The sequence below is a fragment of the Pseudoxanthomonas sp. genome (genome assembly GCF_027498035.1).
Classification (GTDB): domain Bacteria; phylum Pseudomonadota; class Gammaproteobacteria; order Xanthomonadales; family Xanthomonadaceae; genus Pseudoxanthomonas_A.
The window spans coordinates 2374042-2390749 of sequence record NZ_CP114978.1; the positions used below are offsets into that span (position 1 = coordinate 2374042).

General features: G+C 67.7%; 12 protein-coding genes and 2 pseudogenes. 7 read left to right on the top strand and 7 right to left on the bottom strand.

Annotated elements, in window-relative coordinates:
* Position 1: 1 nt before the first annotated feature.
* Positions 2-1400: pseudogene (locus O8I58_RS10265) on the bottom strand (sensor histidine kinase N-terminal domain-containing protein).
* A complete protein-coding gene (locus O8I58_RS10270) occupies positions 1397-2068 on the bottom strand; it encodes a response regulator transcription factor (RefSeq protein WP_298315285.1) in 672 nt (223 codons plus the stop codon). Before O8I58_RS10270 ends, O8I58_RS10265 begins: the two are co-directional and overlap by 4 nt.
* A 174-nt stretch (positions 2069-2242) precedes the next feature.
* Here O8I58_RS10270 and O8I58_RS10275 point away from each other — a divergent pair, with 174 nt between their 5' ends.
* From O8I58_RS10275 to phbB, 3 genes are read left to right on the top strand one after another with little or no spacing between them, the layout of a single operon-like run.
* Positions 2243-3463 carry an OprO/OprP family phosphate-selective porin gene (locus O8I58_RS10275; protein ID WP_298322890.1) on the top strand — a complete coding sequence of 407 codons (1221 nt, stop codon included), beginning with the start codon at positions 2243-2245 and terminating at the stop codon, positions 3461-3463.
* Between the two features lie 51 nt (positions 3464-3514).
* Entirely contained in the window at positions 3515-4849 is a 1335-nt protein-coding gene (locus O8I58_RS10280; protein ID WP_298315288.1) for a CitMHS family transporter, read from the top strand.
* 25 nt (positions 4850-4874) lie between these two features.
* Positions 4875-5615, top strand: a complete 741-nt coding sequence (phbB, locus tag O8I58_RS10285; protein WP_298315291.1) for an acetoacetyl-CoA reductase — start codon at positions 4875-4877, stop codon at positions 5613-5615.
* Between the two features lie 77 nt (positions 5616-5692).
* Here the strand turns inward: phbB and dcp are convergent, their stop codons facing one another.
* The 3 genes and pseudogenes from dcp to O8I58_RS10300 all read right to left on the bottom strand — a co-directional run.
* Positions 5693-7852, bottom strand: coding sequence for a peptidyl-dipeptidase Dcp (gene dcp, locus O8I58_RS10290; protein WP_298315294.1), 2160 nt, complete (start codon positions 7850-7852; stop codon positions 5693-5695).
* 132 nt (positions 7853-7984) lie between these two features.
* Entirely contained in the window at positions 7985-8887 is a 903-nt protein-coding gene (locus tag O8I58_RS10295; RefSeq protein WP_298322893.1) for an isoaspartyl peptidase/L-asparaginase family protein, read from the bottom strand.
* A 324-nt stretch (positions 8888-9211) separates the two neighbouring features.
* Positions 9212-9925, bottom strand: a pseudogene (locus O8I58_RS10300) (cyanophycinase); the annotation flags it as partial.
* Positions 9926-10039: 114 nt separating this feature from the next.
* Here O8I58_RS10300 and O8I58_RS10305 point away from each other — a divergent pair.
* The 3 genes from O8I58_RS10305 to O8I58_RS10315 all read left to right on the top strand — a co-directional run bounded on the left by O8I58_RS10305 (position 10040) and on the right by O8I58_RS10315 (position 14829).
* The gene (locus O8I58_RS10305) at positions 10040-10621 is read left to right on the top strand and encodes an RNA polymerase sigma factor (RefSeq protein ID WP_298315298.1); all 582 of its coding nucleotides are present in this window, start codon (positions 10040-10042) and stop codon (positions 10619-10621) included.
* Entirely contained in the window at positions 10602-11675 is a 1074-nt protein-coding gene (locus O8I58_RS10310) for a FecR family protein (RefSeq protein ID WP_298315300.1), read from the top strand. The genes O8I58_RS10305 and O8I58_RS10310 overlap by 20 nt, the downstream gene beginning before the upstream one ends.
* Before the next feature lie 91 nt (positions 11676-11766).
* Positions 11767-14829, top strand: coding sequence for a TonB-dependent receptor (locus O8I58_RS10315; protein WP_298315303.1), 3063 nt, complete (start codon positions 11767-11769; stop codon positions 14827-14829).
* A 44-nt stretch (positions 14830-14873) separates the two neighbouring features.
* Here O8I58_RS10315 and O8I58_RS10320 read toward each other — a convergent pair whose 3' ends face one another.
* Positions 14874-15434 (bottom strand): lysophospholipid acyltransferase family protein, encoded by a 561-nt coding sequence (locus tag O8I58_RS10320; protein WP_298322896.1) that lies wholly within the window; start codon positions 15432-15434, stop codon positions 14874-14876.
* A 46-nt stretch (positions 15435-15480) separates the two neighbouring features.
* Positions 15481-15912, bottom strand: coding sequence for an alternative ribosome rescue aminoacyl-tRNA hydrolase ArfB (gene arfB / locus O8I58_RS10325; protein WP_298315306.1), 432 nt, complete (start codon positions 15910-15912; stop codon positions 15481-15483).
* 127 nt (positions 15913-16039) lie between these two features.
* Between arfB and O8I58_RS10330 the strand changes: the two genes are divergently transcribed.
* The gene (locus O8I58_RS10330) at positions 16040-16705 is read left to right on the top strand and encodes a DUF2059 domain-containing protein (protein ID WP_298315309.1); all 666 of its coding nucleotides are present in this window, start codon (positions 16040-16042) and stop codon (positions 16703-16705) included.
* Positions 16706-16708 lie beyond the last annotated feature (3 nt).

Below are 16708 nucleotides of genomic sequence, written 5' to 3' on the forward strand. Positions count from 1 at the left end.
CTCACACACTCCGGGGAAAGCGCAGGGTGACGATCAGGCCACCACCGGGACGATTGGACAGGTCGATCACCGCGCCGTGGCTGTCGGCCACGCGCTTGACGATGGCCAGGCCCAGCCCCGCCCCACCCTGCGGCGCGGACCGGCCGCGGGCGAAGCGCTCGAACACGGTGTTGGCCTCGGCCGCGGCGATGCCCGGGCCGTGATCGGCGATCGTCAGCACACACTGCGCGTCGTCGACGGTCAGCGCGATCTGCAGCGGGCCTTCGGCGCCGCCGTGCTTGAGCGCGTTGTCGATCAGGTTCTTGATCGCCTCGCGCAGCAGCAGGCCATCGCCATGCACGTTGGCCGGCTCGGCGCACACCGCCAGGTGCACCCGCGGCTTGGGCTCGATGGCGGGCAATGCGTCGTGCAGGGCGTGATGCAGCACTTCGGCCAGGTCCACCCGCTCGAAGCGCTGCAGGTTGGCTCGATGCAGCACGCTGGCATCGCTGAGCAGCTGGTTGAGCAGCCGGCTCATGTGGCTGGCATTGCGTTCGACCGCAACCAGGCTGCGGCGCATGTCGGCCGGATCTTCCTCATCCAGGCCCAGCTGCGCCTGCGCGCGCAGCGCGGCCAGCGGCGTGCGCATCTGGTGCGCGGCTTCGGCCATGAACGCGCGCAGGCTTTCGTTGCTGCTCTGCAGGCGTTCCATGAAGCGGTTGAGCGCGGCCACCATCTGCGCCATTTCCTGCGGCGTGCCATCGGACAGCGGGCGCAGGTCGGCCGGTTCGCGCCGCGACAGATCGCGTTCGACCCGCGCCAGGGGACGCAATGCGCGCTGCACGCCCAGCCACACCAGCAAGGCGCTCATCACCGACAGCAGGGCCAGGCCGGTGAGCGCGCGCAGCACCAGGTCGCTGGCCAGCGCCTGGCGTGCACGCCGGGTCTGGCCGACTTCGACCAGCACCTGAGCCTGGCCCGAAGGCGTGGAGATGCGCCGGGTCACCACCACGAAGCGCACGGTCTCGTCGCTGTAGGCCGCATCGAACAACATCGGCTTGCCTTCCTGCGGCGCGCGCCTGGGCACCGGGCAGGTCGCCGTAGCCGGTGATGGTGCGGCCATCGCCATCGGAGACGCGATAGAACACGCGGTCCTCCGGCGCCATCGACAACAGGTCCAGCGCCGCATACGGCAGGTCCACCTGCCACTCCCCATCGGCCCGCGCCACGCTGCCCAGGATCGACAGCGCCGAGGACACCAGCAGGTGGTCGTAGGAGCGGTTCGCGGCGCGGTCGCCATAGGCGCGCGCGGTGAAGAACAGCACGCCGATCGCCAGCACCGACAGCCCGCCCAGGTACAGCAGCAGGGTGCGGCGCAGCGATGGCGCACGGGTCGGCGAGGGCGCGCTGACGGTGCTCATCCGTCCACGCTTTCGGCCTTGTAGCCCACGCCACGCACAGTGACGATGCGCAGCGAGGATTCGCCCAGCTTCTTGCGCAGGCGGCCGATGTACAGCTCGATGGCATTGGGGCCGGCTTCGTCGTCGAAGCCGAACAAGCCCTTGGCGATCTCATCCTTGCTGACCACCTGCTCCAGCTTGCCCAGCAGGATCTCCAGCAGGCGGAACTCGCGATTGGGCAGTTCCAGCGGCTGCCCGTCGACCTGCACCGTATGCGCGGCGCTGTCGAACACCAGCGTTCCCACCTGCACGACCGCGCTGGCCTGGCCTCGGCTACGACGCAGCAGCACCCGGCAGCGCGCCTCGAATTCGCGGAAGTCGAACGGCTTGGCCAGGTAGTCATCGGCGCCGACATCGAGCGCATGCACGCGGTCCTCGATGCCATCGCGCGCGGTCAGCATCAGCACCGGCGTGGCATCGCCGCGTTCGCGCAGGTCGCCCAGCAGGGACAGGCCATCCAGGCGCGGCAAGCCGATATCCAGCACCACCAGGTCGAAGCTCTGGTAACGCAGCACGCTGGCCGCGCCCAAGCCATCGTGCTGCCAGTCCACGGCGTGGCCGCTGCGACGCATGCGCCGCACGATGGCATCGGCCAGGTCCACGTTGTCTTCCACCAGCAGGATGCGCATTGGGAAACAGCCGCCGTCGCGTGCGAAGGGTGCAGGGCGGCGCAGCATTCCACCTGCACGCCGCCACGTCCATCCCACCAATGCCGTGCCGCAGCGACAGGTCGATGACAGCTTCGGCCGCCTAGGCTCGCTGCCACTGACGGCCCGCCCAGCACGCGACGGCCGATGCCACACATGCACCTGGGAGGGTCTGTGCCGAACCATTCGTTGAAATCCCGTGGCCTGGCCGCGGCCTGCCTGTCGCTGAGCCTGTCCGCGCCGGCCTTCGCCGCCGATGATGACGATGCCGATCCGGTCACCATCGCACTGGGCGGCCGCGTGCACTGGGATGTCGCCGCGTTCGACAACGACCACCGTGGCACCGACAACGCCAACGACACCCAGTTCCGCCGCATCTGGCTGGACGTGTCGGGCAGGTTCTACGGCTTCACCTACAAGGCCGAGGTCGACCTGGCCGGACTGCAGGACGAACCGGGCAGCGCCGGCATCGTGGCCCGTGATGTGTTCATCGCCAGGAAGTTCTCCGCCGGCACGCTGACCCTGGGCCAGTTCAAGCAGTACTTCAGCCTGGACGACCGCACCGGCTCCAACTATGGCGCCTTCCTGGAACGCGGCATGGGGCCGAGCGCGCTGGCGCCGACCTATCGCAAGGGCGTGTCCTGGCAGGCGACGCTGCCGCACGGCACCTGGGCGGCCAGCGCCTACAGCCTGGAAAGCATCGACAACAGCGCCACCAAGGGCAAGGCGCTGGGCGGCCGCGCGACCTGGCTGCCGCTGGACCAGGGTGATGCGCTGCGCCACCTGGGCCTGTCGCTGGCGCACGAGGACTACGACCATCCGGGCGTCGACGGCGCCGCGGTGCTGTCGATCCGTCCGCGCCCGGCCAACGACCTGGCCGAGAACAGCCGCCTGACCCTGGCCCGCTTCGACACCGGCCGCGATACCGACGTGGACAAGTGGTCGCTGGAATACGCCGAAGTGCGCGGCCCATGGTCATGGCAGGGCGAATACACCGGCGGCGTGTTCTCCGACGGCGCGCAGCGCGCCACGGTGCAGTCCGCCTATGGTTTCGTCAGCTGGTTTGTCACCGGCGAGTCGCGCGGCTACGACCGCAAGACCGGTCGCTTCAGCCGCATCAAGGGCGTCAACCACACCGCCGGCGCGCTCGAACTGGCCCTGCGCTTTGATCGCATGCAGGGCAACCAGCATCCGGACGGCAGCGCCGACACCATCGATGCGTCGATGCAGGCCTGGACCCTGGGCGCCAACTGGTATCTCAAGCCCAACCTGCGGCTGATGTTCGACCTGATCGACAGCCGCAACCGCAACCACCTGACCGCGACCACGCTGGACCAAACCCGCGCGGTCACCGGCCGCTTCCAGTACGACTTCTGACCCCACCGGCCCGACGCGGGCACGGCGTCGTCCACCTACGAGGAACCCACGATGCTGACCGCGCTCGGCTTTGGAATGGTCATCACCTTCATGTACCTGATCATGTCCAAGCGGCTCTCGCCGCTGGTGGCGCTGATCACGGTACCGATCATCTTCGCGCTGCTCGGCGGCTTCGGCACCGGCATCAACGAGATGATGCTCGATGGCATCAAGAAGATCGCGCCGACCGGCGTGATGCTGATGTTCGCGATCCTGTACTTCGGGGTGATGATCGACGCGGGCATGTTCGACCCGCTGGTGCGGCACATCCTGCGGCTGGTGAAGGGCGATCCGCTGAAGATCGTGATGGGCACCGCCGTGCTGGCGATGCTGATCTCGCTCGATGGCGATGGCTCGACCACCTACATGATCACTGCCTCGGCGATGCTGCCGCTGTACCGGCGGCTGGGCATGAACGCACTCAACATGACCTGCGTGACCATCCTGTCCGGCGGCGTGATGAACCTGACACCGTGGGGTGGCCCGACCGCACGCGCCGCCACCGCCCTGCACGTGGACCCGGCCGATGTATTCGTGCCGCTGGTCCCGGCGATGATCATGGCGCTGCTCACCATCCTGGCGCTGGCCTGGTGGCTGGGCCTGGCCGAGCGCAAGCGGCTGGGCACGATCACCCTGCCCGGCGGCAGCGACTGGATGGATGCGTCGGTCGCCGATGACGGCAGCGATGCGCTGCCCACCGTCGAGGACGTGGAAGACATCAAGCGGCCCAGACTGCTGTGGGTGAATTTCGCCCTGACCACGGCGCTGATGGCCGCGCTGGTGATCGGCGTGCTGCCGATGCCGGTGTTGTTCATGATCGGCTTCGCCGTCGCGCTGATGATCAACTACCCCAACCTGGCCGAGCAGCGCCGCCGCCTGGTCAACCATGCCGGCAACGTCCTGTCGGTGGTGTCGCTGATCTTCGCCGCCGGCATCTTCACCGGCATCCTGGCCAATACCGGCATGGTCGAGGCGATGTCGCGCAGCTTCCTGGCCGTGATCCCCGATGCCTGGGGCCCGTACCTGGCGGGGATCACCGCACTGGCCAGCATGCCCTTCACCTTCTTCATGTCCAACGACGCCTTCTACTTCGGCGTGCTGCCGATCCTGTCGCAGGCCGCGGCCGAATACGGCATCACCCCGGTGGAAATGGCGCGTGCCTCGCTGGCCGGGCAGCCGGTCCACCTGCTCAGCCCGCTGGTGCCTTCGACCTACCTGCTGGTGGGCCTGGCCAAGGTGGATTTCGCCGACCACCAGAAGTTCACCCTGAAGTGGGCGGTGCTGGTGTCGCTGGTGCTGCTGGCCGGCGGCCTGTTGTTCTCGCTGTTCCCGCTTGTCGCGGGCTGATGCCTCCCTTCACAGGACTCACGCCATGACCTTACGCATCGCATACGTCACCAGCGGCATGGGCAGCATCGGCACGGCGATCTGCCAGAAGCTCGCGCGCAGCGGCCACACCGTGGTCGTCGGCTGCGGCCCGGAGTCGCCACGCAAGGCCGGCTGGCTGCGCGAGCAGCGCGCGCTGGGCTTCGACTTCATCGTCTCCGAAGGCAACGCCGCCGACTGGGAGTCCACCGTGGCCGCGTTCCGCACGGTCAGGGCCGAGGTCGGCGAGATCGACGTGCTGGTCAACAACGCCGGCGGCAACCGCGACATGCTGTTCCGGCAGATGGAGCACAGTGACTGGCAGGCGGTGATCAACGCCAACCTGCATTCGCTGTTCAACATCACCAAGCAGGTGGTCGATGGGATGAGCACGCGTGGCTGGGGCCGGATCGTCAACATCGGCTCGGTCAGCGCGCACAAGGGCCAGATCGGCCAGGTCAACTACGCCACCGCCAAGGCGGCGATGACCGGCTTCACCCGTGCGTTGGCGCAGGAAGTGGCCGCGCGCGGGGTCACCGTCAACACGATTTCGCCCGGCTACATCGCCAGTGCGGCGATCAGCAGCTTCCCGCCGGACGTGCTGGAGCGACTGGCCAGTTCGGTGCCGGTGCGCCGCCTGGGCACCGGCGAAGAAGTCGCCGGCCTGTGCGCCTGGCTGGTGTCGGACGAAGCGGCCTACGTCACCGGCGCCGACTATGCGGTCAACGGCGGGTTGCATATGGGCTGAGCGCGCGAACCGCACGCTTGAGACACAAAAAAAGGACGGCTTGCGCCGTCCTTTTTTTCCGGTTGCTGCCGCGCCGCTTACTTCAGCCCGCGGTTCTCCAGCAGCGCATCCACGCTCGGGTCCTTGCCGCGGAAGTCGCGGTACAGCTGCGAAAGCTCGACGGTGTTGCCGCGCGACAGGATCTTGTCGCGGAAGGTATCGCCATTCTTGCGGGTCAGGCCACCGTGTTCCTTGAACCATTCGAACGCGTCGTCGTCCAGCACTTCCGACCAGAAGTAGGCGTAGTAGCCGGCCGCGTAGCCGCCGCCCCAGATGTGGTCGAAATACGTGGTGCGGTAACGCGGCGGCACTTCGGCCAGGTCCACGCCGAACTTCTTCAGCGACTCGGCCTCGAAGCCATCCACGTCTTTCAGCTGCGCATCGGCCGGCACGGTGTGCCAGGCCATGTCCAGCAGCGCGGCCGACAGGTATTCGGTGGTGGCGTAGCCGCTGTTGAAGGTCTTGGATTTCTGGATCTTCTCGACCAGTTCCTTGGGCATCGGCTTGCCGGTCTGGTAGTGCTTGGCGTAGTGGGCGAACACCTTCGGATCGGTCGCCCAGTGCTCGTTGAACTGCGAGGGGAACTCGACGAAATCGCGCGAGGTGCTGGTGCCGGCGATCGACGGGTACTTCACCTTGGAGAACATGCCGTGCAGCGCATGGCCGAACTCATGGAACATGGTGGTCACGTCATCGAAGCTCAGCAGCGCGGGCTGGCCGTCGGCGGGCTTGGTGAAGTTGCACACGTTGTAGACCACCGGCTTGGCACCGGTCAGGCCGTCCTGCTCGACGAACACATCCATCCACGCGCCACCGGACTTGCTGTCGCGCTTGTAGTAGTCGGTATAGAACAGGGCCAGCGAGCTGCCGTCCTTGTCGAACACCTCGTACACCTTCATGTCCGGGTTGTAGGTCGGGATGTCCTTGCGCTCCTTGAACGTGATCCCGTACAGCTGGGTGGCGGCGTAGAACACGCCGTTGTGCAGCACGTTGTCCAGTTCGAAGTACGGCTTGATCTGCGATTCGTCCAGGTCGTACTTGGCCTTGCGCACCTGTTCGGCGTAGAAGTCCCAATCGGACGCAGCCAGCTTGAAGCCGCCGTTCTGGGCGTCGATGACCTTCTGCATCTCGGCCACTTCACCCTTGGCCTTGGCGGTGGCCGCCGGCACGGTGTCGGTCAGCAGCTTGAGCGCGGCGTCCGGCGTCTTGGCCATCTGGTCGGACAGGCTGTAGGCGGCGTAGCTGTCGTAGCCAAGCAGCTTGGCCTTCTGCGCGCGCAGCTGGGCCAGGCGCTGGACGATCTGGCGGGTGTCGTTGGCGTCGCCCTGTTCGGTGCGCGTCTCCGAGGCCTGCAGCACCTTGGCGCGCAGGTCGCGGTCCTGCAACGAAGCCAGCACCGGCTGCTGGGTGGTGTTCTGCAGCGCCAGCAGGTACTTGCCGTCCAGCTTGCGGGCCTTGGCGTCCTCGGCGGCCGAGGCGATGTCGCCATCGCTCAGGCCGGCCAGCTTGGCCTTGTCGTCCACCACCACCGCACCAGCCGCCGCGGCGGCGACCAGGCGCTGGTGGAACTGGGTGGACAGCGTGGTTTCTTCCACGTTGAGCTTGCGCAGGGTGGCTTTGTCGGCGTCGGACAGCTGCGCGCCGGCGCGGATGAACTCCTGGTAGTCACGTTCCACCAGGCGCGTGGCTTCCGGGTCCAGCTTCAGCGTGTCGCGCTGGTCGTAGACGGCCTTGATGCGGGCGAACAGCTTCGGGTTGAGGCTGATCTCGTCCTGGTGCGCGGCCAGCTTGGGCGCGATGTCTTCCTGGATCTTCTGGCGCGCGTCGTTGGTGTCGGCCTGGACGATGCCGAAGAAGATCCGCGAGACGCGGTTGAGGGTTTCACCGGTCTTCTCCATCGCCTCGATGGTGTTTTCGAAGGTCGGCGCCTCGCTGCTGTCGGCGATCTTGTTGATCTCTTCCAGGTGCTGGGCCATGCCCTGCTCGAACGCCGGCAGGTAGTCGGCGTCCTGGATCTTGTCGAACGGCGGGGCCTGGAACGGCAACGTGCTGGCAGTCAGCAGCGGGTTGTCGCGCTGCGGCGCGGCGGCGGCGGCCGGGGCGGCGGCGGGGGTCTTCACGGAATCGGCCTCCTGTTTTCCGTTGCAGGCGGCCAGCGCCAGGCTGATGGCGGCGGCAAGAACGAGGGTGCGGGTCATGCGCAATGTCCAGCGGGGTCGGGAAAGTCCGGCACGCTAGCGCATCTGGCCGTGCATGGCACGTGCTGGAAGGGGTGGCGCGGCCACTGGACCCGATCGCGCGGCGCCGCGCCGCGCGATCGGCCGCTTCGGCTACTGGCCGGCGGGTAGCGGCAGCGGATCGTCCTTGTAGATGGCCACATGGGCCACGCCGTCCGGACCGATCCAGCCGCGGTACATGCCTTCGGTATTGAACGGGAAGGCCACCGCGCCGTCGGCGCCCAGGCCGATCGCACCACCGTCGCCGCCGGCCTTGGGGATCTGCTTGTCGATCACCGTTTCCGAGGCGCGCTTGAGCGATTGCCCGGCGTACTTCATGCGCGCGCAGATGTCGTAGGCGGCCACGGCGCGGATGTAGAACTCACCCCAGCCGGTGCCCGACACCGCGCACTGGGCGTCTGCATAGGTGCCGGCGCCGATGATCGGCGAATCGCCCACGCGCCCATAGCGCTTGTCGGTCATGCCGCCGGTGGAGGTGCCGGCCGCCAGACGGCCCTGGGTATCCAGCGCCAGCGCGCCGACGGTGCCAAAGTGCTTGGCGGTGGTCAGGTCGGCGTGGGCCTGGCCCAGCCTGTCCTCCTTCAGCGCCTGCTGCAGCTGCTGCCAACGCTTCTCGATGCGGAAGTAGGACGGATCGACCAGGGTGATGCCCTGTTCGCGGGCGAAGATCTCCGCGCCATCGCCGACCATCATCACGTGCTGTGAGTGGTCCATCACCGCGCGCGCCAGCTGGATCGGATTGCGCACCCGGTGCACGCCCGCGACCGCGCCAGCCATGCCAGTGGCGCCATCCATGATCGAGGCATCCAGCTCGTTCTTGCCTTCATGGTTGAACACCGCGCCCTTGCCGGCGTTGAACTGCGGCGAGTCCTCCAGCACCGAGATCGCCGCGGCCACCGCATCGACCGCCGGCTTGCCCTGCACCAGCAGCGCATGGCCGGCCTGCAGCGCGGCGGCCATGGCCGCGCGCGCCTCGGCTTCGTCGGCCGCGGTCATGCCCTTGCGCTCGACGCCGGCACCGCCGTGGATGACCAGCGTCGGCTGGTCCTGGGCCAGCAGCAGGCCGTCACGCACCGCATAGCGATGCTGGAACACGGGAGAATCGACCGTACCGGCCGGCAGGTGCAGCACCGAGCCGGCACCGACGCCGACAGTGTTGACCTGCTTGAGCTGCATCGGCTCGTCTTCGACCTGCCTGTCGGCGAAGCCGCCCTGGACCACCGTCGCACCGCCACCGGATTCAGTCGCGTAGACGCGCGCGGTGCCATCGCCCTCCACCGCGACCGCTGCGCTTTCATCCACGCCCAGCCCGATCAGTGGATGGCCTGCGATGGTCTCGGCCTTGGCGACGAAGGTAATCAACCGGCCGAGCCGATTACGCTCGCTGAAGTGGGTATCGGTGACCACGCCCTTGAGCGCGGCCAGGTGCAGGAAGCCGGTCTCGATGGTGTTGGCTGCGCCCAGCGGATCGGCCAGCGCGCTGGGACTGGTCTGGCTGCCACCGTCCATCGCGCCGTACAGGTACTCCCCCTGCATCGCCAGGCCGGCGCTGGTGCCGCCCAGCGGCTTGCCCGCCTTGACGTGCGCGTCCAGCGCAGCGGCCACCGGCGTGCCCTTCCAGTAGCGCACGTAGCGCGACTGGTCGCCGCCGGCGATGAAGATGCCATCGGCATGCTTCAGCGCCTTGAGCAACGCGGCGTCGTAGGACGCCTCGCGATTGCTGAAGACGAAGGTCTGCACCGAGGCGATGCCGCCGACCTCGTTGTAGAACTCCTCGCCGACCTCCCCGGCCTGCGACGCGCGCAGCACCACCAGGTGGCCGTTGCCGGCCTTCTTCAGGAACCAGCGCAACGCGTCGTGGTTGCGGTCGCCACCGCCCATCAGCAGCAGGCCGGGCTCGACCTTGCCCGGCGTCGGTGCCTTCGGGTCGCCCAGCAGGTATTGCGCATAGCCACGCGGCGTGGCGGCGTCCGCCAGTCCGGACCAGAGCAGCACGGCCAGCAGGGGCCAGGCCTTGAGGGAAGCACACTTCATCGCAGGACATCTCCGGAACGGAACAGATCAGGCAGCGGGACGAGCGAGCAGGACAAATCCCTCCCACATCTTCGCCGGTGGTGACGGCGTGCCGGCTCGGCTATGGTGCCGATGATGCACGCGCCCCTGGATGACTGGTTTGTCCGCGAGATCCTCGTTCACGAGGGTGCGTTGACGGCGTATCTGCGCCGCTGCTGGTCCCAGCCCAACGAACTGCATGACCTGCGCCAGGAAATCTACGTGCGCGTGTACGAGGCCGCGGGCAAGGCCTTCCCGACCGCGCCCAAGTCGTTCCTGTTCGCCACCGCGCGCCACCTGATGACCGACCGCCTGCGCCGTGCGCGGGTGGTGTCGATCGAGGCAGTGGGTGATTTGGAGGCCTTGCACGTCTTGGTGGATGAGGTTTCTCCCGAACGCGTGTGTGGCGGGCGGCAGGTCCTCAAGCGGCTGGCCGAATCCTTCGACCAGCTGCCGGACCGTTGTCGCGAGGTGGTATGGCTGCGACGGGTGGAGGAGTTGTCGCAGAAGGAGGCCGCCGCACGCATGGGCATCAGCGAGAAAACCGTCGAGAAACACCTGGCCAAGGGCATGCGCCTGCTGGCCGGGAGTTTCCATGGCGCAGCGCCGCCGCGCGCCGCGCGTCCCGTGGCAGCGCCACCCGTCGAACAGCATGTCGATGGACAGCATCCGGATTGAGCGACGCGCCGCCGCGTGGCTGGCCCGTCGTGACGGTGAGGCGTGGGACGCCACCGCGCAGACGGCGCTGGAGCAGTGGCTGGCGCAGGACATCGCCCATCGGGTTGCATTCCTGCGGCTGGAATCGGCCTGGGAGCAAAGCGCCCGGCTGAAGGCCCTCGGTGCCGGCATCGCCCACGCTGGCGTGCCACCGCGCGGCGCCTGGAACCAGCTCGCCAGTGGCATTACACCCGCCGTTGAACCGGTTGCGGCCAGGCCGGTTGCAGCGGCACTGGGCGAACTGGTCTTCAGCCCGCGCACGCCACCACGGCGTGCGCGCTGGCCGCTGCTGGCCGTCGCCGCGATGCTGGTCGTGGCAGTGGCTGGATCTGCGCTGTTCGGCTGGAGCCGCTACGCCGTGCAGGAGCGCGCGAGTTACGCCAGCCAGCTCGGCGCCCTGCGTGCGGTGGCGCTGTCCGACGGATCGCAGGCCACGCTCAGCAGCGACAGCCGGATCGACATCGCCTTGTCGCGCGCGCAGCGCCGGATCGACCTCAAGCAGGGCGAGGCGTACTTCGAAGTGGCCAAGGATGCCGGCCGGCCATTCGTGGTCGGGGCAGGCACGCGCCGCGCGGTGGCGGTGGGCACGCGCTTCTCGGTGCGCCGCGACGGCAGCAGCCTGCGCGTGGTGGTAACCGAGGGCACCGTGCGCCTGGAATCGGATGCCGCCGATGGCCGCGCCCAGCCAACCACCCTGCTGCCGGCCGGCAGCATCGCCATTGCCGGGCCGGACGGCGTACTGGTCCGCAGCGTGTCGGTGGCCGATGCCCAACGCACGCTGGACTGGCGCAGCGGCCTGCTGACGTTCGAGCATGCATCACTGCGCGACGCGGTGGCCGAGTTCAACCGCTACAACACCCGCAAGCTGGTGATCGGCGATGCCGGCGCTGCGGCGCTGCAGATCGCCGGGACGTTCCAGTGGTCCAATACCGATGGCTTCGTGCGCCTGCTGGAACGGGGGTTCCCGGTCCGCGCTGAACACCGCGCCGACCAGGTGGTGCTGCACAGCCGATAGATTTCCGAACGGCCTGCGGGGGATTTCGCAGACTCGTTCGTCCTGTGGGAATGAATGGCATGCTGCCGCGCGTCGACTGGGGAAAATTGATATGCGCGCCGTGCTGCGAACGCTGTTGCTGACTGCTGCCTGTTCGGCGGCGCTGTCCATTGACGCCCAGGCCGCCACGCGCCTGGACATTCCCGCCGGCAGCCTGGATTCGGCATTGCAGGCGCTGGCCAAACAATCCGGCGCGCAGCTGATCTATCGCCCTGAGCAGCTCAACGGCGTGCAGACCCGCGGCGTCAGCGGCGAACTCAGCCCCGCGCAGGCGGCCGACCAGCTGTTGCGCGGCAGCGGGCTGGTGGTCCGCCACGATCCCTCCGGCGCATTGCTGATCGCGCGCCAGGATGCGACGCCACCAGCCAGCCCGGTCGTGCAGAAGGCGACGGCCACCGTCGCGCCCGAGCCAGTCACCGACCTGGAGCGCATGCAAGTCACCGGCTCGCGCATTCCCCGCGCGCAGATCGAAGGCCCGGCGCCGATCACGGTGATGACCTCGGCGCAGATCCAGGCAAACGGCTTCACCAGCGTGCCGCAGGTCCTGCGCGCGCTCACCCAGAACGGCGGTGAAACCCAGAGCCAGCAGTCGGCCAGTGGCGCGGATTTCTCGCCCGGCGCCGAACAGGTGGACCTGCGCGGCCTGGGGCCCAACCACACCCTGGTGCTGGTCAACGGCCGGCGCATCGCCGACTTCCCGATGCCGTTCAAGGGCCGCAGCAATTTCTCCGACGTGTCCAACATCCCGCTGGGCATGATCGACCGGATCGAAGTGCTGACCGGCAGCGCGTCTGCGATCTACGGTTCGGATGCGATCTCCGGCGTGGTCAACTTCATCCTGAAGAAACACGCCGATGGCACCACGGTCGACGTACGCGTGGGCGATACCACCCGTGGTGGCGGCGAGTCGCTGGACATCAGCCTGTCCAGCGGATTTTCGCGCGGCGATTTCAATGCGATCTTCGGTGCCGAACTCAGCAACCAGCGTCCGCTGTGGGCCTATGACCGAAGCCTCCAGGATTCGACCGCCGATGGTCCGTCGGCGACCTCGCGCCTGGCGCGCCGCACCTTCCTGCGCACCGACTACTACGACAGCTACCTGGATCCCGGCCAGGCCGCGTGCGATGGCGTGGCCTCGCTCAATCGCGGCAGCACCGCCTACACCTCGCGTCCGGGTTATGGCCCTGACTTCGACGATGCACTGGACGACTACGGCCCCGGCTATTACTGCGGCAGCCAGGCATCGGTGGGTTACGGCACCATCCTGAGCGAGAAGAAAGGCGTCAACGCCTATGCCTCGCTCAGCTACAACTTCGGCGACAACAGCGAGTGGTTCGCCGATGTGCAGCTGGGCCATCACACCGTGGCGCTGTACCGCGACGTCACCCAGTGGAGCTACCAGGCGCCGGACGGCAACGAGGAAGGCTATTTCTACAACCAGGCCACCGACCAGGTGGAGTACTGGCAGCGGCAGTTCTCGCCGGAGGAAATGGGCGGCTTCGGCAACGGCATGATCCGCACCACCCAGGACACCTTCAGCCTGACCACCGGCATCCGCGGGCAGTGGGGCCAGGCCTGGGATTACGAAGCCAGCCTGAGCCATTCGCAGTACCGGGCGCGGATCAGCTGGCCGCAGATCGTGGCCTCGCTGGCCAATGACCTGTTCCTGGGGCCGCAGCTGGGCGTGGACGAGGATTCGGGCTATCCGATCTTCAACGCCGACCCGGAGCGCCTGTACACGCCACTGACCCGCGCCGAGTACGACAGCATCGCGCGCAATACCACTTACCACCCGAAGTCGCGCACCGACACGGCCGCCTTCACCGTCACCAACGGCATGCTGTTCGCGCTGCCCGGTGGCGATGCCGGCTTCTCGGCCACGGCCGAGTTCGGCAACCAGAGCTACGACCTCAATCCCGATCCACTGGCCACCGAGTACTACTACTACAGCTGGAAGGATTCGGACGGCCACGGCAGCCGCAACCGCTGGGCTCTGGCCGGCGAGCTGCGCCTGCCGGTGGTCGACAGCCTCAACCTGAGCGTGGCCGGTCGTTACGACCAGTACCGCTTCGCCGGGCGCTCGGTCGGCAAGTTCACCTACAGCGGCGGCATCGAGTGGCGCCCGATCGACACGCTGCTGGTGCGCGGCTCCTACGGCACCGCGTTCCGCGCGCCGGACCTGCATTACGTGTTCGCCGGACCGGGCAACGATGAAACCTCGGCCAGCGACTACTACCGCTGCGCGACCGAACAGCCCGACGAGGCGCTGGAAGACTGCGACTACGGCGATGAAGGCATCATCCGCGGCCGCAGCGGCAACCGCGACCTGGACCCGGAGACCAGCACCTCGTGGACCGGCGGCCTGGTCTGGTCGCCGACGTCGTCGCTGGACGTCTCGGCCGACTACTTCAACATCGACATGCGCGACCAGGTGCAGGACCTGCGCGTGGACGCGGTGCTGCGCGACGAGGCCGACTGCCGCCTGGGCACGCTGGACATCACCTCGACCACCTGCGTGCAGGCACTGTCGCGTGTCACGCGCCTGGCCAACGGCGACCTGTACTCGGTCTACGTCAATCCGATCAACATCGCCCGCGAGCGCACCAGCGGCGTGGACCTGAGCGCGCACTACAAGCTGGACACGGCGATCGGCCGCTTCACCCTGGGCGTGGACTACACCTGGGTGCGCCAGCACGAGATCCAGGTCTATGCGGGCGAAGCGATGGTGGACGAGTTCGCGGTCAACAGCGGTTACGACATCCCGCGCACCAAGGCCAGTGCCAACCTGGGCTGGGAAAACGACCGCTGGTCAGCCACGTTGCATGGCGAGCGGCTGGGCCACCTGCCAACGTCCGATTCCTACGATGAGGTCTACGATCCGGAAGACGGCACCAGCCCGTGGATCGGCGCGACCTACCGCTACAACGCATCGGTGCAGTTCCGCTTCACCGACCACGCCCGCCTGTCGCTGTCGGTCACCAACCTGTTCGACAAGATGCCGCCGTACGATGCGACCTATACGTCGTATCCGTACTACGACAGTTCGTGGTTCGATTCGGTGGGCCGCACGGTGTACCTGCAGTACACCCAGAAATTTGGCGGTGCCGCGCTGTAAGCGCCAATGACACGCCTGGGCCCGACGTCAGTGAGGCGACGGGCTCAGGTGGTGCCGCGGTTCTTGCCCATCCACGGGGCATACCAGGCGCGGATGGCGGCCATGTCGGCCTCGGCATCGCCGGTGGGATGGAACAACGGCCCGATCCCGACGGTCTTTTCCGGATAGTGGAAATACGCCAGCAGGACCGGCACGTTGGCGGTCAGGGCGATCTTGTAGAAGCCGCTCTTCCACTTGTCCACGCGCTTGCGGGTGCCTTCGGGCGTGACCACGAACCAGATGCGCTCGTGGCTGCGGATGGTGTCCACCGCCTGGCGCACGACGCCGCCGGCGTTGGCGCGATCGACCGGGATCGCGCCCAGCATGCGCAGCACCGGCCCCAGCGGCCACCAGAACAGCTGCGCCTTGCCCAGCACCTTCACCTCGAACCCGCAGGCGACCTTGACCGCCATGCCCCACAAGCCGTCCCAGTTGGACGAATGCGGGGCCACGATCATCACCAGCTTGGGCACGTCGGGCAGCTGGCCGGCGATGCGCCAGCCGCACAGCCGCAGCAGCGTGCGGCCGCACCAGCGGGTGAAGCGGTTGGGCTTCACGCGTGGCATGTTGGGGGGGGCGACCGGAGTCTGGCCCAGCGGCAGCGGTGTCAGGTCAGTCCCAGTCACGTGTGTTCCGGTTGCGTTTGACTTGGCTGCGGGTCTTCTTGGCGTCCAAGCGCCGCAGCTTGGAGGCACGCGTGGGCCGGGTGGCCACGCGCGGCTTGGGCACCGACAACCCTTCGGCAATGATGTCGGCCAGGCGCTCGCGCGCATCCTGGCGGTTGCGGTCCTGGGTGCGGAAGCGCTGGGCGTCGATCACCAGCACGCCTTCATCGGTCAGGCGACGGTCGCGCCGCGCCAGCAGGCGGCTGCGCAGCAGGTCCGGCAGCGACGGCGAACCCGCCACGTCGAAGCGCAGCTCCACCGCGGTGGCGACCTTGTTGACGTTCTGCCCGCCCGCACCGCTGGCACGCACGAAGCGTTCGACCAGTTCGTCGTCGGGGATCGCCAAGGTAGGCGTGATATGGAGGGAGCCGGCGGCCATGGCCGGCATTGTAGGGGAGCTGGCGCACCCCCTGTGCATGACGCCGGCGTCCATTTAGTGAAATTTTTACACGGCGCGCGCGCCACCTCGGCACCATCCCCTGCCTCGCTTCACGCTTGAGTCCCGCATGTCACGTTGTCGATTCGCACCCGTCCTGCTGCTGTTGTCCGCGATGGCTGCAATTGCGCCCGCCCTGGCCCGCGAACCCACCGACCAGGAAATCGAGCGACTGCTCACCGCCTCGCGCGCACAGAGCATGCTGGCGGCGATCCAGCCGCAGGTCGAAGCGATGCAGCGCGAGCAGTTCGCCCAGCTGACCCAGGGCAAGACCCTGACCGCCGAGCAGCAGGCCGAGATCCAGCAGATCCAGGCGCGCACCTCGCAGATCGTCCGCCAGTCGCTGGCGTGGGACTCGATGCGCCCGGTGTACCTGGACGTGTACCGCAAGACCTTCGACGACGATGACGTCAAGTCGATGACCAAGTTCTACGAGAGCAAGGCCGGCCAGCACCTGCTCGACCGCACGCCGGTGATGATGCAGACGCTGATGGTGGGCATCCAGCAGAAGATGATCCCGCAGCTGGAAGCCCTGCAGGCCGAGGTCAAGACCGTCTCGGCCGAACCGATCCCGGCCCCGCCGGTGTCGCCGCCGGAAGCACGCAGGAAGGCTGCCGCGCCCACTTCGACCAAGAAGAAGGCCACCGCCAAGAAGGCGACCACGACCAAGAAGGCCAGCACCACCAAGAAGGCGCCGGCCAAGAAGTCGACCACCACGACCAAGAAAAAGACCTAGGCG